This window comes from Mesorhizobium sp. 2RAF45, from assembly GCF_052115225.1.
GTDB classification, from domain to species: domain Bacteria; phylum Pseudomonadota; class Alphaproteobacteria; order Rhizobiales; family Rhizobiaceae; genus Mesorhizobium; species Mesorhizobium jarvisii.
In genome coordinates this window covers 903,702-916,471 of sequence record NZ_JBFRGG010000001.1, presented here as the reverse complement: position 1 = coordinate 916,471, position 12,770 = coordinate 903,702, and the positions used below count along the sequence as shown (strand labels likewise).

At 62.7% G+C, this 12,770-nt stretch carries 16 protein-coding genes and 1 riboswitch; of the genes, 10 read left to right on the top strand and 6 right to left on the bottom strand.

Going from position 1 to position 12,770, the window contains the following annotated elements; all coding sequences use genetic code 11:
- Positions 1-7 precede the first annotated feature (7 nt).
- The 3 genes from AB4Z43_RS04465 to AB4Z43_RS04455 form a co-directional block, all read right to left on the bottom strand.
- Positions 8-760, bottom strand: a complete 753-nt coding sequence (locus tag AB4Z43_RS04465) for a hypothetical protein (RefSeq protein ID WP_147377512.1) — start codon at positions 758-760, stop codon at positions 8-10.
- Positions 761-1,019: 259 nt separating this feature from the next.
- Positions 1,020-1,325, bottom strand: coding sequence for a hypothetical protein (locus AB4Z43_RS04460; RefSeq protein ID WP_019859293.1), 306 nt, complete (start codon positions 1,323-1,325; stop codon positions 1,020-1,022).
- Between the two features lie 115 nt (positions 1,326-1,440).
- On the bottom strand, positions 1,441-1,710 hold the full coding sequence (locus AB4Z43_RS04455; protein ID WP_019859292.1) for a hypothetical protein: 270 nt from the start codon (positions 1,708-1,710) through the stop codon (positions 1,441-1,443).
- Between the two features lie 330 nt (positions 1,711-2,040).
- Between AB4Z43_RS04455 and AB4Z43_RS04450 the strand changes: the two genes are divergently transcribed.
- Genes AB4Z43_RS04450 through AB4Z43_RS04440 form a run of 3 tightly spaced genes read left to right on the top strand, consistent with a single transcriptional unit; the run spans position 2,041 to position 3,467 of the window.
- Positions 2,041-2,430, top strand: a complete 390-nt coding sequence (locus AB4Z43_RS04450; protein ID WP_441936083.1) for a hypothetical protein — start codon at positions 2,041-2,043, stop codon at positions 2,428-2,430.
- Positions 2,423-2,815 carry a hypothetical protein gene (locus AB4Z43_RS04445; protein ID WP_441936081.1) on the top strand — a complete coding sequence of 131 codons (393 nt, stop codon included), beginning with the start codon at positions 2,423-2,425 and terminating at the stop codon, positions 2,813-2,815. Before AB4Z43_RS04450 ends, AB4Z43_RS04445 begins: the two co-directional genes overlap by 8 nt.
- Positions 2,733-3,467 carry a terminase large subunit domain-containing protein gene (locus AB4Z43_RS04440; protein WP_441936167.1) on the top strand — a complete coding sequence of 245 codons (735 nt, stop codon included), beginning with the start codon at positions 2,733-2,735 and terminating at the stop codon, positions 3,465-3,467. The genes AB4Z43_RS04445 and AB4Z43_RS04440 overlap by 83 nt, the downstream gene beginning before the upstream one ends.
- Before the next feature lie 492 nt (positions 3,468-3,959).
- Here the strand turns inward: AB4Z43_RS04440 and AB4Z43_RS04435 are convergent, their stop codons facing one another.
- Complete coding sequence (locus AB4Z43_RS04435) at positions 3,960-4,196, bottom strand: hypothetical protein (protein WP_095203861.1); 237 nt, start codon at positions 4,194-4,196, stop codon at positions 3,960-3,962.
- Between the two features lie 811 nt (positions 4,197-5,007).
- Between AB4Z43_RS04435 and AB4Z43_RS04430 the strand changes: the two genes are divergently transcribed.
- Positions 5,008-5,478: a GNAT family N-acetyltransferase gene (locus tag AB4Z43_RS04430; RefSeq protein WP_027047051.1), complete on the top strand. Its 471-nt coding sequence runs from the start codon at positions 5,008-5,010 to the stop codon at positions 5,476-5,478.
- Between the two features lie 99 nt (positions 5,479-5,577).
- Here the strand turns inward: AB4Z43_RS04430 and AB4Z43_RS04425 are convergent, their stop codons facing one another.
- Positions 5,578-6,285 carry a hypothetical protein gene (locus AB4Z43_RS04425; RefSeq protein ID WP_019859283.1) on the bottom strand — a complete coding sequence of 236 codons (708 nt, stop codon included), beginning with the start codon at positions 6,283-6,285 and terminating at the stop codon, positions 5,578-5,580.
- Positions 6,286-6,482: 197 nt separating this feature from the next.
- On the opposite strand from AB4Z43_RS04425, the gene AB4Z43_RS04420 reads away from it, so the two are divergent.
- Both AB4Z43_RS04420 and msrA read left to right on the top strand, forming a co-directional pair.
- Positions 6,483-8,030: a glycosyltransferase family 39 protein gene (locus tag AB4Z43_RS04420; RefSeq protein WP_441936078.1), complete on the top strand. Its 1,548-nt coding sequence runs from the start codon at positions 6,483-6,485 to the stop codon at positions 8,028-8,030.
- A 174-nt stretch (positions 8,031-8,204) separates the two neighbouring features.
- Positions 8,205-8,723 carry a peptide-methionine (S)-S-oxide reductase MsrA gene (gene msrA / locus AB4Z43_RS04415; protein WP_019859281.1) on the top strand — a complete coding sequence of 173 codons (519 nt, stop codon included), beginning with the start codon at positions 8,205-8,207 and terminating at the stop codon, positions 8,721-8,723.
- 80 nt (positions 8,724-8,803) lie between these two features.
- On the opposite strand, the gene AB4Z43_RS04410 is transcribed toward msrA, so the two are convergent.
- On the bottom strand, positions 8,804-9,112 hold the full coding sequence (locus AB4Z43_RS04410) for a hypothetical protein (RefSeq protein WP_019859280.1): 309 nt from the start codon (positions 9,110-9,112) through the stop codon (positions 8,804-8,806).
- Positions 9,113-9,307: 195 nt separating this feature from the next.
- A riboswitch (TPP riboswitch) is annotated at positions 9,308-9,421 on the top strand.
- Between AB4Z43_RS04410 and AB4Z43_RS04405 the strand changes: the two genes are divergently transcribed.
- The 4 genes from AB4Z43_RS04405 to AB4Z43_RS04390 all read left to right on the top strand — a co-directional run bounded on the left by AB4Z43_RS04405 (position 9,412) and on the right by AB4Z43_RS04390 (position 12,658).
- Positions 9,412-10,020, top strand: a complete 609-nt coding sequence (locus tag AB4Z43_RS04405) for a YkoF family thiamine/hydroxymethylpyrimidine-binding protein (RefSeq protein ID WP_441936076.1) — start codon at positions 9,412-9,414, stop codon at positions 10,018-10,020. It overlaps the preceding riboswitch by 10 nt.
- Before the next feature lie 115 nt (positions 10,021-10,135).
- Positions 10,136-10,885, top strand: coding sequence for an ABC transporter permease (locus AB4Z43_RS04400; protein WP_236952006.1), 750 nt, complete (start codon positions 10,136-10,138; stop codon positions 10,883-10,885).
- Entirely contained in the window at positions 10,882-11,649 is a 768-nt protein-coding gene (locus AB4Z43_RS04395; RefSeq protein ID WP_019859277.1) for an ABC transporter ATP-binding protein, read from the top strand. The genes AB4Z43_RS04400 and AB4Z43_RS04395 overlap by 4 nt, the downstream gene beginning before the upstream one ends.
- Positions 11,642-12,658 (top strand): ABC transporter substrate-binding protein, encoded by a 1,017-nt coding sequence (locus AB4Z43_RS04390; protein WP_441936074.1) that lies wholly within the window; start codon positions 11,642-11,644, stop codon positions 12,656-12,658. The genes AB4Z43_RS04395 and AB4Z43_RS04390 overlap by 8 nt, the downstream gene beginning before the upstream one ends.
- Positions 12,659-12,770: the final 112 nt, after the last annotated feature.

The window sequence follows — 12,770 nt, the reverse complement described above, 5'->3', positions numbered from 1 at the left end:
TTGTTTGTCAGGTTCGAAAGGACAGCAAGGACTTATCCGCCATCCGGCGTGCAGCCGGTTGTGCCCTGAGGTACGAGCGTGACAAAACGACTGATGTCATCACGATTTGATAGGCGCCGATCATGGCGCCTATGACAGGCAGGATAAAAGACGCGGGGCTTGAATCCTTTGGATCGATGCCCAGCAGAGAGGCCAGCAACATCAATATCGCTACGAACAATACCGTAAGCAAGCCGAACGAGATCAGCAGACGCGGGAACGCATAGCCGAACACTTTGGAGCCGCGTTGGCCGGCAACTGCAAGCGTTTGGTCATCATCGGCAATGACCGCAGGCAACATGGTGCCCCATTTCGCGAACGCAGCGATGCCGGAAAGAACCCAGACCAGGAGCGCTGCCAGCATGGCGACGGATGGACGGATGCCGCCGATGACCATGACGATCCCAAACGCAAGTGGACCTATCGCGCCGAGGAAGCCGAGCAACAGGCAACGCTTCACGAAAGTGAAGAATGCCTTGGGCCGTTCCTTCAGCCAATCGGATACCTGGTCGGGATCAAGCTGTGTCAGAACGGCGATGTGAGCAGGAATCGCCAAGAAGCTCGAAACCATTACACCGACGAAGATTGAAGCTCCGGAGTTGATGTGTATGAACCTGTTGAGCAACGCTAGTCCACCGGCCAAGAAGATGTATCCGACAACCCATTTCCAGTTGCGGATATAAACTTCGAGCGAAGCCGCCCAAATATTGTCCTCGACCAACACCCCGTCTCCCATCTTCGCCCGACTTGCAATCAGTATCGCTGCCGCGTTGCGGTTTTCTTAATTGCATAGGGCCAATTTTCATCTTATCGACGTCCAGATCGCCAAAGAATTCGGCACTAAAATTGGGGAGAGTCAAAGCGTGCCGCAGGCGCGCAACGAATATGATCGGCGCTCTAAAATAGTGTGTGAAACAGCGGGAGCACAATTCTTGCAACGCAAATAGCGTAACTATTTCAATCGCCCCTGCGTGATGTCATCACATCTGATCGTTGTAGGGTTCCTTCATCTGGCCGACCATGCGGGCCAGTTTCGAGAAGGACGGCATGTCGGCTTCCGGCTGGCACTGGTTGGCGAGTTCCAGCAGCCGGATCGGAAAATTGACGGCGTCGCGGCTCGAGGCCGACATGCCGTTGGACCGCTCCTCGCCGGTTTCGCTGGCCTCGGCCTTGCGCAGCGCGATATCGATCTCCTCCGAAGTCAGCACCCCCTTGCGAACCAGGACGTGGTTGATCGAGGCGACGGCCATCAGCAGGCCTTCGAGTTGCAGATTGGCGACGTTCATGGTGTTCCCTCCATTGACCAAAGAGGAAACGCGCCAGCGGCGTTTCCGATCCGAAGCCAGGCGCGGAGCCGGTTTCAACCGCGATGCCGGGCAGGCGCTGGCTCGTGCTACCGGCCTATTCCTGCGTCAGGCGCTCGCCATATTCGCGCCACACCGCCTTGACCTCGAGGCTGCCGAGGCGCGGGATCGACGGATCGCCGCAGGTGATGGCGACGGCGCTGATGTCGTAGTTGGGGTAGGCGTTGGCGACGAAGCGGATCGCGTCGCCAAGCGAGTTCACGCGGATCATCGGATCAGCCTGACCCTGACCGGTGCTGCGCACACCGGAAACCGTGGCTGGAGCATGCCGCATCCTGAAGACGGATGCCATGGCTGGCCTGTCCATCGTCCTCTCCTACAAGGCCGTACGACGCGAATCATTCCATGAGCTTCTTCTGATGGTCCCACAGCTGCCGGCTGATGAAAAGCCGGCTAGCCAATGCGGGCATAAGTGGCGCAGAGCTTGACCGAGAAGGAGGGTTTTTGATGATATAGGAATTTTTTCCTTGACCGGGTGAGGGCAGCCATGCTACATTTTTGTCCATGGTGCTGATTTGCGCCAACGACCCGCCCGCCGAGGCGGGTTTTGTGTTTCTGCCCCCCTTTCTGTGACGGCGCTGTGGCTGCCTATTTGAACGCTGGCGGGCCGTAGAGCGCGACCTTTGCGAGCAATCCAATGACCCAACGCTACGCCACGATCATCACCGACGATGACGGCCGCGAAATCGTCAGCGCCATCGGCGCGTTTGAGGGTGCGGCGCCACGCCCGCGTCTGGGCCGGATCGAGCCGGTGGCATCCGGCGTGCTGATCGGCATGGTGCGGGATGCTGGCGGCGGCTTTTCTTTCGAGCTACCGGGCGTCGGCGCCAACGCGGTGTCGCTTGCCATGGCGCGGCTCAAAGCCCGGGCCGCCGCGCCAAAACCTGCCGCGATCGCAAAATCCAAGCGGACAAAGCGGACGAAGAAGAAAGCCGTCCGATCGAGGAATCCGGCCGGATCAATGCCGAAGGCAAGCAAGGCGGCCAACAATGCCGCTGCGAAGGCGATGGGTCAGGTCGATGGCTGACGAAGCCGATGCCAGGCCGGTGCGCCGCATGACAAAGCCGGCAAGGCGCAAGCCCAGCCGCGCGGCGGTTGCGCAAAAACCCCGCGCGAAGCGGACGAAAAAGACGCTGGGCGACGATTTTCTCGCCGCCGTGCGGGCCGATTTCCGCGCGCATGGCGCCGGCGTCATCGCCGAGGTGCGGGCCGACAAGCCCGACCAGTATCTGAAGATCGTGCTGTCCGTCTTGCCCAGGGATTTCGATGTCGCCATCAACCATCTGGACGCCTTGAGCGATGAAGAAATCCGCAGCCGTATCCGCAGCCTTGAAACCGTCCTCAGGCCATTCCTCGAAGAGCCCGCCGCTCGCCGCGAAGACGGAGTATCTGGCGCTGCTGGCGGAACTTGACCGCCGCAGACGCCGCAACCTGCTGGCGGCCTACAAACCGTATCGGCGCCAGGCCGAATTTCACGCGGCAGGGGCGCTGAACCGCGAAAGGCTGTTCATGGCCGGCAACCAGCTCGGCAAGACCAGGGCCGGCGGCGCCGAATGGGCCATGCATCTGACCGGCCGCTATCCCGCGTGGTGGCAAGGCAAGGTTTTCGACACGCCCGTGCGGCTGTGGGCCGCCGGCGTGACCGGCGAGGGCACGCGCGACAACCCGCAGCGCGTGCTGGTCGGCCCGCCGCAGCAGCAGGCGGCCTGGGGCACCGGCATGATCCCGGCCGATGCTATTCGTAACACCATCATGGGCCGCGGCGCGCCGGGCGCGCTCGACAGCGTGGTGGTGCGCCATGGCGGCGGCGGCGATGTCCAGGCCGGCGAGAGCGTGCTGTCGTTCAAGAGTTTCGAGAAAGGCCGCGAGAAATGGCAGGGCGAGACGCTGCACGGCGTCTGGTTCGACGAGGAGCCGCCGCTCGACATCTATTCCGAAGGCCTGACCCGCACCAACGCCACGGGCGGGATAACGATCGTCACCTTCACGCCGCTGCTTGGCATGAGCGACGTGGTGCTGTTGTTCCTGTCGGCGGGGGAGGTGGAGAGGATGGGGAAGGGGTGAGATGCGGTGCGCGCAGGCCTTCCCTTCTCCCCTTGCGGGAGAAGGTGGCCGAGCGAAGCTCGGTCGGGGTGTTCCAGCTTGGCGCCGCCGCGCTCCGTCACACCCCTCATCCGTCTCGGCGCTGCGCGCCGATCCACCTTCTCCCACAAGGGGAGAAGGAACGAGCCGCCGCGTGTCGCCCGAAAATCTCGCCTTAACAAAGTGATACGATTGACATCTCGCCGATTGATTCAGGCCGCCTCATGTCCCGTCACGTCACCTTCATGACCATCGACGATGCCGCGCATTATTCGCCCGAAGAACGCGCGGCGATCGTTGCCGCCTTTCGGATATCCTGTTCGAGCTGATCGTGCGGAAGTTCAGGCCGGCGACGGAAGACTGAAAGGCCGCGAAGCGGGCTTCGGTATTGCCGATGATTGCTTCGTTATCTTCCCGGCAGGCTACACGGCGCGAACGCGCTGATGGCCGTGGCGGCCTCGATATATGTGCCTCTCAATGGAATCTGGTTTTGAAGACGCGAAAGACTTCGCACCAGAGGCGGAAATCGGCCAGTCTCCCGGCGAAGTGTGCTTCCATCGCACAGTAGGCCGCTGCGGTCTGCGCTTCCGGCCCATAGAGTTCGATTGCGGCAATGACTGCATCGTTAGGATCGGCAAAATCTGAAAGCCTGAGCGCCGCGCCATTGTCTGTCCGGAGCATCGAGCAACACCTTCTGTTCAGCGCCTTCAAGCCGCATATGTGGCGCAAATCATGCCTGCGGCCCAGCGGCTTGGTTGCTAGTGGGGACTGGCAGCGGAAGGCCACTGGGCCTGACCGGCAGGGCCTTAAGGATGGCAGCGCCGACTGGCAAAGATGTATGCACCCCCGCCCATATCAGCGAAACATGCGAACGAAGGAAGGGCAGGGCGCGCTGGCTCCGGCCGGCGGGCTTTTCGACAGCTGCTCGCTCCTTGAAAACAGCGATTCAATCAGCCTCCGCTGAAATTGCCCCCAAAACGCCTTTGTTGGGGCGGAATGGAGCACCAATCGAATGATGCGCTGGCCTCCCGTATCGTTGCAAAATACATGGCCGGCATCGTTGGGGAAGCCGAACTGATTTCGCTCTCCAGGCGGCCACGTTAAGCCAATCGCTCGTGGATCGCATGTCGCCGGTATTGGGAACGGAAACAGGCTTCGCAGCTTCTATCTGAGCGAAGCTTGTTGAGGCAGGGCCTAATGTTCAGTGACAGGGAAACCCGATTATTAGAAGCAGGGCTGTTCATGGCGGTGCCGCTCTCGATCCTGATCGCGGTCTTGGTGGTTAGCCTTACGTTTGGCTGGTTTGGGTGACAGATTGCACGCGGCGGGGCGCGGTCCAGGAATAGCTCCAGGCCTTGCCCTGCGTCCGAGAATTCGCGCCTGACGGCTCGATCGAGCCAATGCCCGCCTCGGCTCACGCTGGGGCGGGCTTTTTGCGTTTGTGGCTCCTGCCCGGCCACTGCTATATCGCGGTGCAAGGTTGCCGAGATCGCGGCGGCGTTGATCCAGCCCGGGGCTACGGATGCAGATTGAACGATATGACGGGAACCGTGAAATATTGCTGCCGCTGTTTGCCCTTGCCGACGATTCCCCCATGCAGGTTTCCAGCTATATCGATGAGGGCGAAGTGCTGGTCGCGCGGGAGGGCAACAGGATCATCGGCCACGTGCAACTCATCGAGACAGGCGAGGGCGGTGTCTTCGAGATCAAGAGCCTGGCCGTTCGTCCGGCAAGGCAGAGCGAGGGCTTGGGGCGCGCCCTTGTCGCGGCGGCAGTCACCCGCTGCCGCGAGCGCCACGGCCGGCGCCTGATCGTGGCGACCGCGGCGGCCGATATCGGCAATTTGCGGTTTTACCAGAGACAGGGCTTTCGAATGTCTCGCATCGTGCAGGATGCGTTCGGGCCATCGACCGGTTACCCCGAAGGCTCGGCTGTGAACGGCATTCCGCTGCGCGACCAGGTGGTCTTCGAACGCGACCTCGGCGCGGATTGAGGTGAGGATCGTCCACCCCGCGCTCCAGCTTCGGGACTGTCGCAAACCATCCAATAGCCCGCTCCGGTTCGCCGGGAGGGCTATTTTGCGTTTCTGGGCTTAGGCGAGGATGTTGACGGCGCGGGCGGCGACCAGTGCGATCGTCAGCAGCGATATCATCGACTCGGCCATCATCAAAAGCTTGGCCCGCTGCGACAGCGGCAAGGTGTCGGTCGGCGAAAACGCCGTCGCATTGGTGAAGGCGAGGAAGAAATAGTCGACGAAGCCAGGCAGCCAGTCGCGGATCTCGCGGTCGTTCAAGGTCATTTGCGGGAACAGGAAGTCGGAATGGGCGCGATTGACGAGGCCGCAGGTCGGCGGCCCGCCGCGGTCCGTGCTCCAGAACCACAAGGCAAAGACGATGACATTGGTGACCCAAATGTTGAGCGCGTCGATGAGCAGCGTCTGGCCGGTGGAGCCGGCATGGCCCGCCAGCAAGGCGCGCACCAGGAACACCAGCGAACCGCAATTCATGATGCTGACGACGCCGGTCATCACCAGCGCGGTCCTGCGGATGATGACGCGAAACCGGCCGACCAGATACCAGTGCTCCTCCTCGACCGCTTTCTGGCTGGCGACCTGTGTCCAGGCGGTGGCGACGGACAGGGGCACGAGCAGGGCGGCCTCCAGCGCCGGCGCCAGCCAGCGCGGGCCGAACGAAAGATCGTTGATCACTAGGAGCTGCAAACAAATGATGACGAGGACCGCCGCGCGTGCCAGCCAGAAGTCGAGCGCGCGATGGTGGATGACGGCATGCTGGTGACGCATCGAATATCCGGGATGTTCAGACAGGATCAAATGGGCGGCTGTTCTGCCGGGGGAGGGCAACGGAGCGCCGAAATTCCTGCCCAATCTTGGTCTTGCAATGGCCTGCAAGTATACTTTTTCGTAAGCTTTCACGTTGGGGCTGTTCGGCAAACCGGACGATGTGGTTTAAGCGCCGCATGGTGGGAATAGACGACTCCATGGATGGTTGGGAGCCGGCGGGGCTGACTGCCGCCGGCCTTGACTCGTCATCGGTATGGCCCGGCCTGCTCCGCCATCCCTGGTATTTGTTGGCGCTTTTGTGCCTGGTGCAGATCCTGTGCTGGACGGTGGTGCCGGCACTGATCGATCCCGCCCCGCCCGGCGATGTGGTGGAAGGTTTCATGTGGGGCCGCGAATGGGTGCTGTTGACCTACAAGCACCCGCAGCTTCCAGGCTGGCTGCTCGAAACCAGCCATCTTCTGACCGGATCGTTCCGCTGGCCACAATATATGCTTGCCCAGCTGACGATCTCGTCGACCTTCATCCTGGTCTATCTGCTGGCCCGCGACATGCTCGGGCAAAGCCGTGCGCTGGCCGCCGTGCTTTTGATGCCGTCGGTCTATTTCTTCGGCTGGCCGACCCCGCAATTCAATCATGACTACGCGCAGATGCCGTTCTGGGCGGCCATTTGCTGGTTGCTCTGGCGCGCCGGCCGTGGCGGCGGGCCGGGCTGGTGGCTGGCGCTCGGACTGGTGTCGGGCGTCGGGCTCTATGCCAAGTTCTCCACCGGCCTGCTGCTTGCCTTCGGCGCGCTCTGGCTGTTGTATGACGCACGCGCGCGCAGCCGGCTGGCGACGCCCTGGCCATGGCTCGGCCTTGCCGTCTTTCTCGCCGTTGCCGCGCCGCTGGCCATAGCGCTCTACCGCATCGATTTCCTGCCGCTGACCTATTTCGCAGCCCGCGACCAATGGGTGACCGAAAACCGGGCGCGTCTCTACTACATCGGCGTCCAGATGGCCGGGCTCTCCGGCTTGCTTCTGGTGCTGACGATATCCGGGTTGTTGCGGCGCTCGCCGGCCCCAGAAGCGCCGGTCGAGCGCGGCATTCTGGTCTATCTCGTGTGGATGGGGCTCGGCCCGGCGACCCTGATCATGGTGGCCTCGTTGTTCACCGGCACCGGCGAGTCCTGGGGCGCGCCGATGTACAATCTTGTCGGCGTCACGGTGCTCGCCTTTCTTGGCCACCGGCTCGGCGCCATCGAGATGCGAAGGCTGGCGATCTGCGCGTTCCTCTGCATCCTCACCATGTCGGGTGCCTATGCGGCGCTGCGCTGGACGGGCTGCAATGTGCGGGGGCGCCTGGACGCCGTCTGCTGGCCGGCACAGCCGATCGCGGACGAGGCCGAGGCGGTCTGGCACGCGGCGGCGCCCGGCCGGCTCGACATTGTCGGCGGCGATACCCAGGTGGCTATGCTGGCGGGCCTCAATGCCTATGACAAGCCGTCGATCTTCACCGATCTCGATACGCGGTTCGCGCCCTGGATCACCAGGCAGCGCTTGCACGACCACGGCATGCTGATGGTTTGGCCAGGGCATGACGTTCCGCCGCAGTTGCAGACATGGCTGGGCAACCTCCCGGTCAAGACGGTTCTTTTCAATTGGTCGCGCACGGCGCCGCCGGTGGCAATCAGCTTTGCCGCCATTCCGCCCGGCACGCTGTATCCGCCGCTTGCCGTCGACAGCCGGACCCTGCATCCGGGCAACTGAAACGGTTCGATCCCCGACCGCGTCGTGATATCGTTCGCTCATGGCCGCGTTGTTTCCACGCGACTGGACGAAGCGGACGACAATGCCCATCTATTGGGAAATCCAATTTTGTCCGCGCAATTCCGGGCGGGAAACCGCTACATGAGCTGGAATTGCCTTTTGAGGAGACGTGACATGGCGACTTCGACCGAACGCGCAGTGCTTGCCGGTGGCTGTTTCTGGGGCATGCAGGATCTGATACGGCGCTATCCCGGCGTCATCTCCACGCGTGTCGGCTATAGCGGCGGTGATGTAGCCAACGCCACCTATCGCAACCACGGCACCCATGCCGAAGCCATCGAGATCAATTTCGATCCGGCCGTGATTAGCTATCGCACGCTGCTGGAGCGCTTTTTCCAGATCCACGATCCGACGACGCGCAACCGCCAGGGCAACGATGTCGGGATGAGCTACCGTTCGGCGATCTACTATACGAGCGACGAGCAGAAACGCGTCGCCGAAGACACCATCGCCGATGTCGATGCTTCCGGCCTGTGGCCTGGCAAGGTCGTCACGGAAGTCGCGCCGGCCGGCGCCTTCTGGGAAGCCGAGCCCGAGCACCAGGATTATCTGGAGAAATATCCAAACGGCTACACCTGCCACTTCGTCAGGCCGGGCTGGAAACTGCCGGTTCGCGAAAAGGCCGCATCCTAACGGTTGGCACAAAGCATCGTTGGAAGTGATATCGAAAAGCCGCCGGATGTCCGGCGGCTTTTTTGTTTTTGGACAATCACTTACTTGCCACAGTTGTTGTCATTCACGGTGGGCGCCGTCAAATTGCCGTTGGCATCGGACTGCGCACCTTGGGGGTTGGTCGGGCAATTCCGATCCGCATTGGAGTTCATGTCGCCCGGCGCGATGGTGGTGCTGTTGGTAATTGCCGGATCGACCGTATTGGGCGAAGCCGGCGTGCTCGGGTCTACAGTCACTGAGTGGCCGCTGCCGCCTGACCCATCCATGCCGTTTGCGGTGTTGCTTTGCGCCATCGCGGAAGTGGCAAGCGCAACGGTGAACGCCGAAGCTGCGAGGATTTTCATGAACATGGTTTTGCCTCCATTTCTGTGAACTCGCCGCGTTGCGACTGGTGGGACAACCTCTCGGCTTGGCGAAGGTTCCCCATAAAATTCCGACTGCGCGGCGTCGCCAGCGTCCACGCAACGGCCAGAGTTGGTGCAACGCTTTTGGCCCGGTGCGCTGAAAAAACGGCTTCCCCTTCCGTTCGAATGGTGCTTTAACGCGTCCATCCACAGGGGTGCTCCGTACGGTCGGGGCTGAGACGGGGGCGGCAAGCCCACAGACCCTAGAAGCTGATCTGGGTAATACCAGCGGAGCGAGGCGGGCTATGTTTTCAGGCGCACAGATTTCCCTATATCCCATGGCCGACGATTTCGTCGGCGTCATCCTGGGCGCGCTCGGCGCGCTCGATCCCTACCGGGACAGGCTCCGGATCGAAACCGACGACATCTCGACCTTGCTGGTCGGGCCGCCCGAAGTGTTGTTCCCGGCGCTGCGCGACCTGTTCGTGGCGGCGGCGCAGAGCGGCAAGCATTGCGTGCTGTCGGCCGCCATTTCGCGCGGCTGTCCTGGCGAGCCGGACGATCCGATCTGCCGCTCCGACGCGTTTGGCGGGCCTGTCGGGCCGCTCGGGCCGCGCAAGGAAGCCGCCATCGCCGCCGTGCGCAGCGCTGCTGCCACCGGCCAGCCGGCGGCGGCGCAGTTCTCGCTCTATGTGATGGGCACCGGCGACCACATCGATGAGATCTATGGCTGCATCGATTTCCTGAAACAGTCCGGCGTCTACGATCGCTCCAAGAATTTTTGCACCAAACTGCGCGGCGATACCGGCGCGATCTTTTCGGCGCTGAACGAAGCCTTCTGCCGCTTCGGACCGGGCGCGGGCCACGTAACCCTTGACGTCACGGTTTCCGCCAACAGCCCCACCGCTGTCTGAGTCTGAAACACCCGCTTGCTCTACGCGCGGTCGAGGTTGTCCTCTCGTGGTCTCATTGTCGTCAAGCCGCCCGCGGCAGCTCGCGGGTCTCTTCGCCAGGGCGGCACCGGCCGTGATGTCGGTCGGGTTGCTGCTCGTGGCCTGGGAACTCTACGCAAATTATTCCGGCATCAAGCCGACGATCCTGCCAGCGCCGTCGCGCGTCTTCGAACAGGCGATGCTCAATCGCGAGGCGCTGATCGACAACGCCGTTCCCACCATCCGCGCCACGCTGATCGGCTTTGCCTGCTCGCTCGGCGCCGCTTTCGCGCTGTCGATGCTGGTCGACTTCTTCCAGCCGCTGCGGCGCGCGCTGTTTCCTGTCTTCATCGTCAGCCAGACCTTGCCGCTGGTGGCCATCGCGCCGCTGGTGGTGCTGTGGTTCGGCTTCGGTTTGACGCCAAAGATCATGCTGGTGGCGCTGGTCACCTTTTTCCCGATGCTGGTGGCTCTGGTGCAGGGCTACGAGGCGACCGAGGTGGAGATCGGCCAGATGCTGCGCGCCATGGGGGCAGGGCGCTGGCGTGTCTTCGTTCTGGCGCGGCTGCCTTCGGCACTGCCCTATTTCTTCGCCGGCCTGCGGATCTCCATCACCTATGCCGTGGTCGGCGCCATCTTCGCCGAATATGCCGGTGCGGCCAAGGGACTGGGCATCTACATGCTCAACGCCAAGAACAATTTCCGCCCCGATCTGGTGCTGGCCGCGGTCGGCGTGAGTGCCGCGCTCACGCTGATCCTGTTCGGGCTGACGGCGCTCTTGCAGCGCCTCGCCATGCCCTGGGAACGGATCGGCCGTCAGCCGGCAGGGAAGGGGCCGGGGCGATGAGCCGGCTCGAATTGCGGCATGTGCGCAAGGCGTTTGGCGGGCTCGACGTGCTCGCCGACATTTCGCTCAGCGTCGGTGCCGGCGAATTCGTCTCGATCCTTGGGCCTTCGGGCGCCGGCAAGTCGACGCTGTTCCAGCTTCTGACGGGTGCCGAGCATGGCGAAGGCGAGATGTTGTTCGACGGCATGCCGCTCGACGACCATGGCCGGCATTTCGCATTCATGCCGCAGCGCGACGCCCTGATGCCGTGGCGGCGCATCCTCGACAACACGACACTCGGGCTTGAAGTGCAAGGCGTCAGACGCCAGGTGGCGCGGGCGCGGGTCGTGCCGCTGCTTGCAGAGTTCGGCCTTGCCGGCTTCGAGCGGCATTTTCCGGCACAGCTTTCCGGCGGCATGCGCCAGCGCGCGGCGCTTTTGCGCACGGTGGTGCAGGAGCGCGACATGCTTTTGCTCGACGAACCGTTCGGCGCGCTCGACGCATTGACCCGTGCGGCCATGCAGCGCTGGCTTGAGCAGATGTGGCGTCACCATCGCTGGACGGCGCTGCTGATCACCCACGATGTGCGCGAGGCGGTGTTCCTGTCCGACCGCATCTATGTGCTGTCGGCGCGTCCGGCCCGTGTGTTGCGTGAGATCACGGTGCCCTTGCCGCGTCCGCGAGATCCGACTGGCGCCGCCGCGCAGCAGGCCGGCGCACTCGAGGCCGAGATCCTCGACATCTTGCTCAACCCTCAACCATCCAAAGGACATGACCATGACTGATATGACACGCCGGCAGGCCCTGCTGCTCACCCTTGCCAGCGGTCTTCCGCTGATCGCTGGAGCGAGCCGCGTCTTCGCCGCGACGCAAAAAGTCACCGTCGCGCTGGACTGGACTGTCAACACCAACCACATCGGGCTGTTCGTCGCCCGCGACAAGGGATTTTACCGCGAGGCCGGCCTCGAGGTCGACATTTTACCCTATAGTGACACCGGCGCCGGCACGCTGGTCGCCAACCGCGTTGCCGACTTCGGCATCAACGGCACCATCAGCCTGTTCAGCCAGAAGACCGGCGGGGCCGACTTGAAGGCCGTCTACGCCGTGGTGCAGTCCGAAACCGGCCGCGTGGTCTTCAATGCGGCGCGCAGCGAGATCAAAAGTCCCAGGGATCTTGACGGCCTGACCTATGGCGGTTTCGGCAGCGCCTGGGAAAACGCACTGATCTCGACCATCATCCGCCACGACGGCGGCAAGGGCAATTTCGAAACGGTGACGCTTGGCACTTCCGCCTATGAAGCGCTGGCCAATGGCTCAGTCGACTTCACGCTCGAGGTCTCGACCTGGGAGGGCGTCGAGGCCGAACTCAAGGGCGTCAAGCAGCGGAACTTCGTCTATGCCGACTACGGCGTGCCGGACGAGCACACGACGCTGATCTCGTCGAGCGAAGCCTATCTCAAGGCAAACCCGGCATTAGCGTCGGCCTTTATCCAGGCAACGCGGCGCGGCTATCAGTTCACCGTCGATCATCCGGCCGAAGCCGCCGCGCTGCTGATCGCCGGCAACAAGGACGCCTTGACCAATCCGGCATTGATCGAAGCATCGCTCAAGGCGTTGATCGACGGACACTATCTGCGCGCGGAGAACGGCGCCATCGGTACGATGGATCCGGCCAAGATGGACGCCATCGGCGACTATCTCTTCAAAGCGGGCATTTTGCGCGACGCGGATGGTAAGGTTCTGACGCAGCGCCCTGATTTTGCAGGGTATTTCAGCAATTCAGCTCTGGGGTAAGGTGCGTCGGTCTGCCTTTCGCGCCTCGAGGGAATGGCTGGCTAGCCAAAGGCGCTCGGTTGGCGTGAAAGCTTCCCATCGTTCAAAGCTTTTCAACGCGTCATCTGGCAGC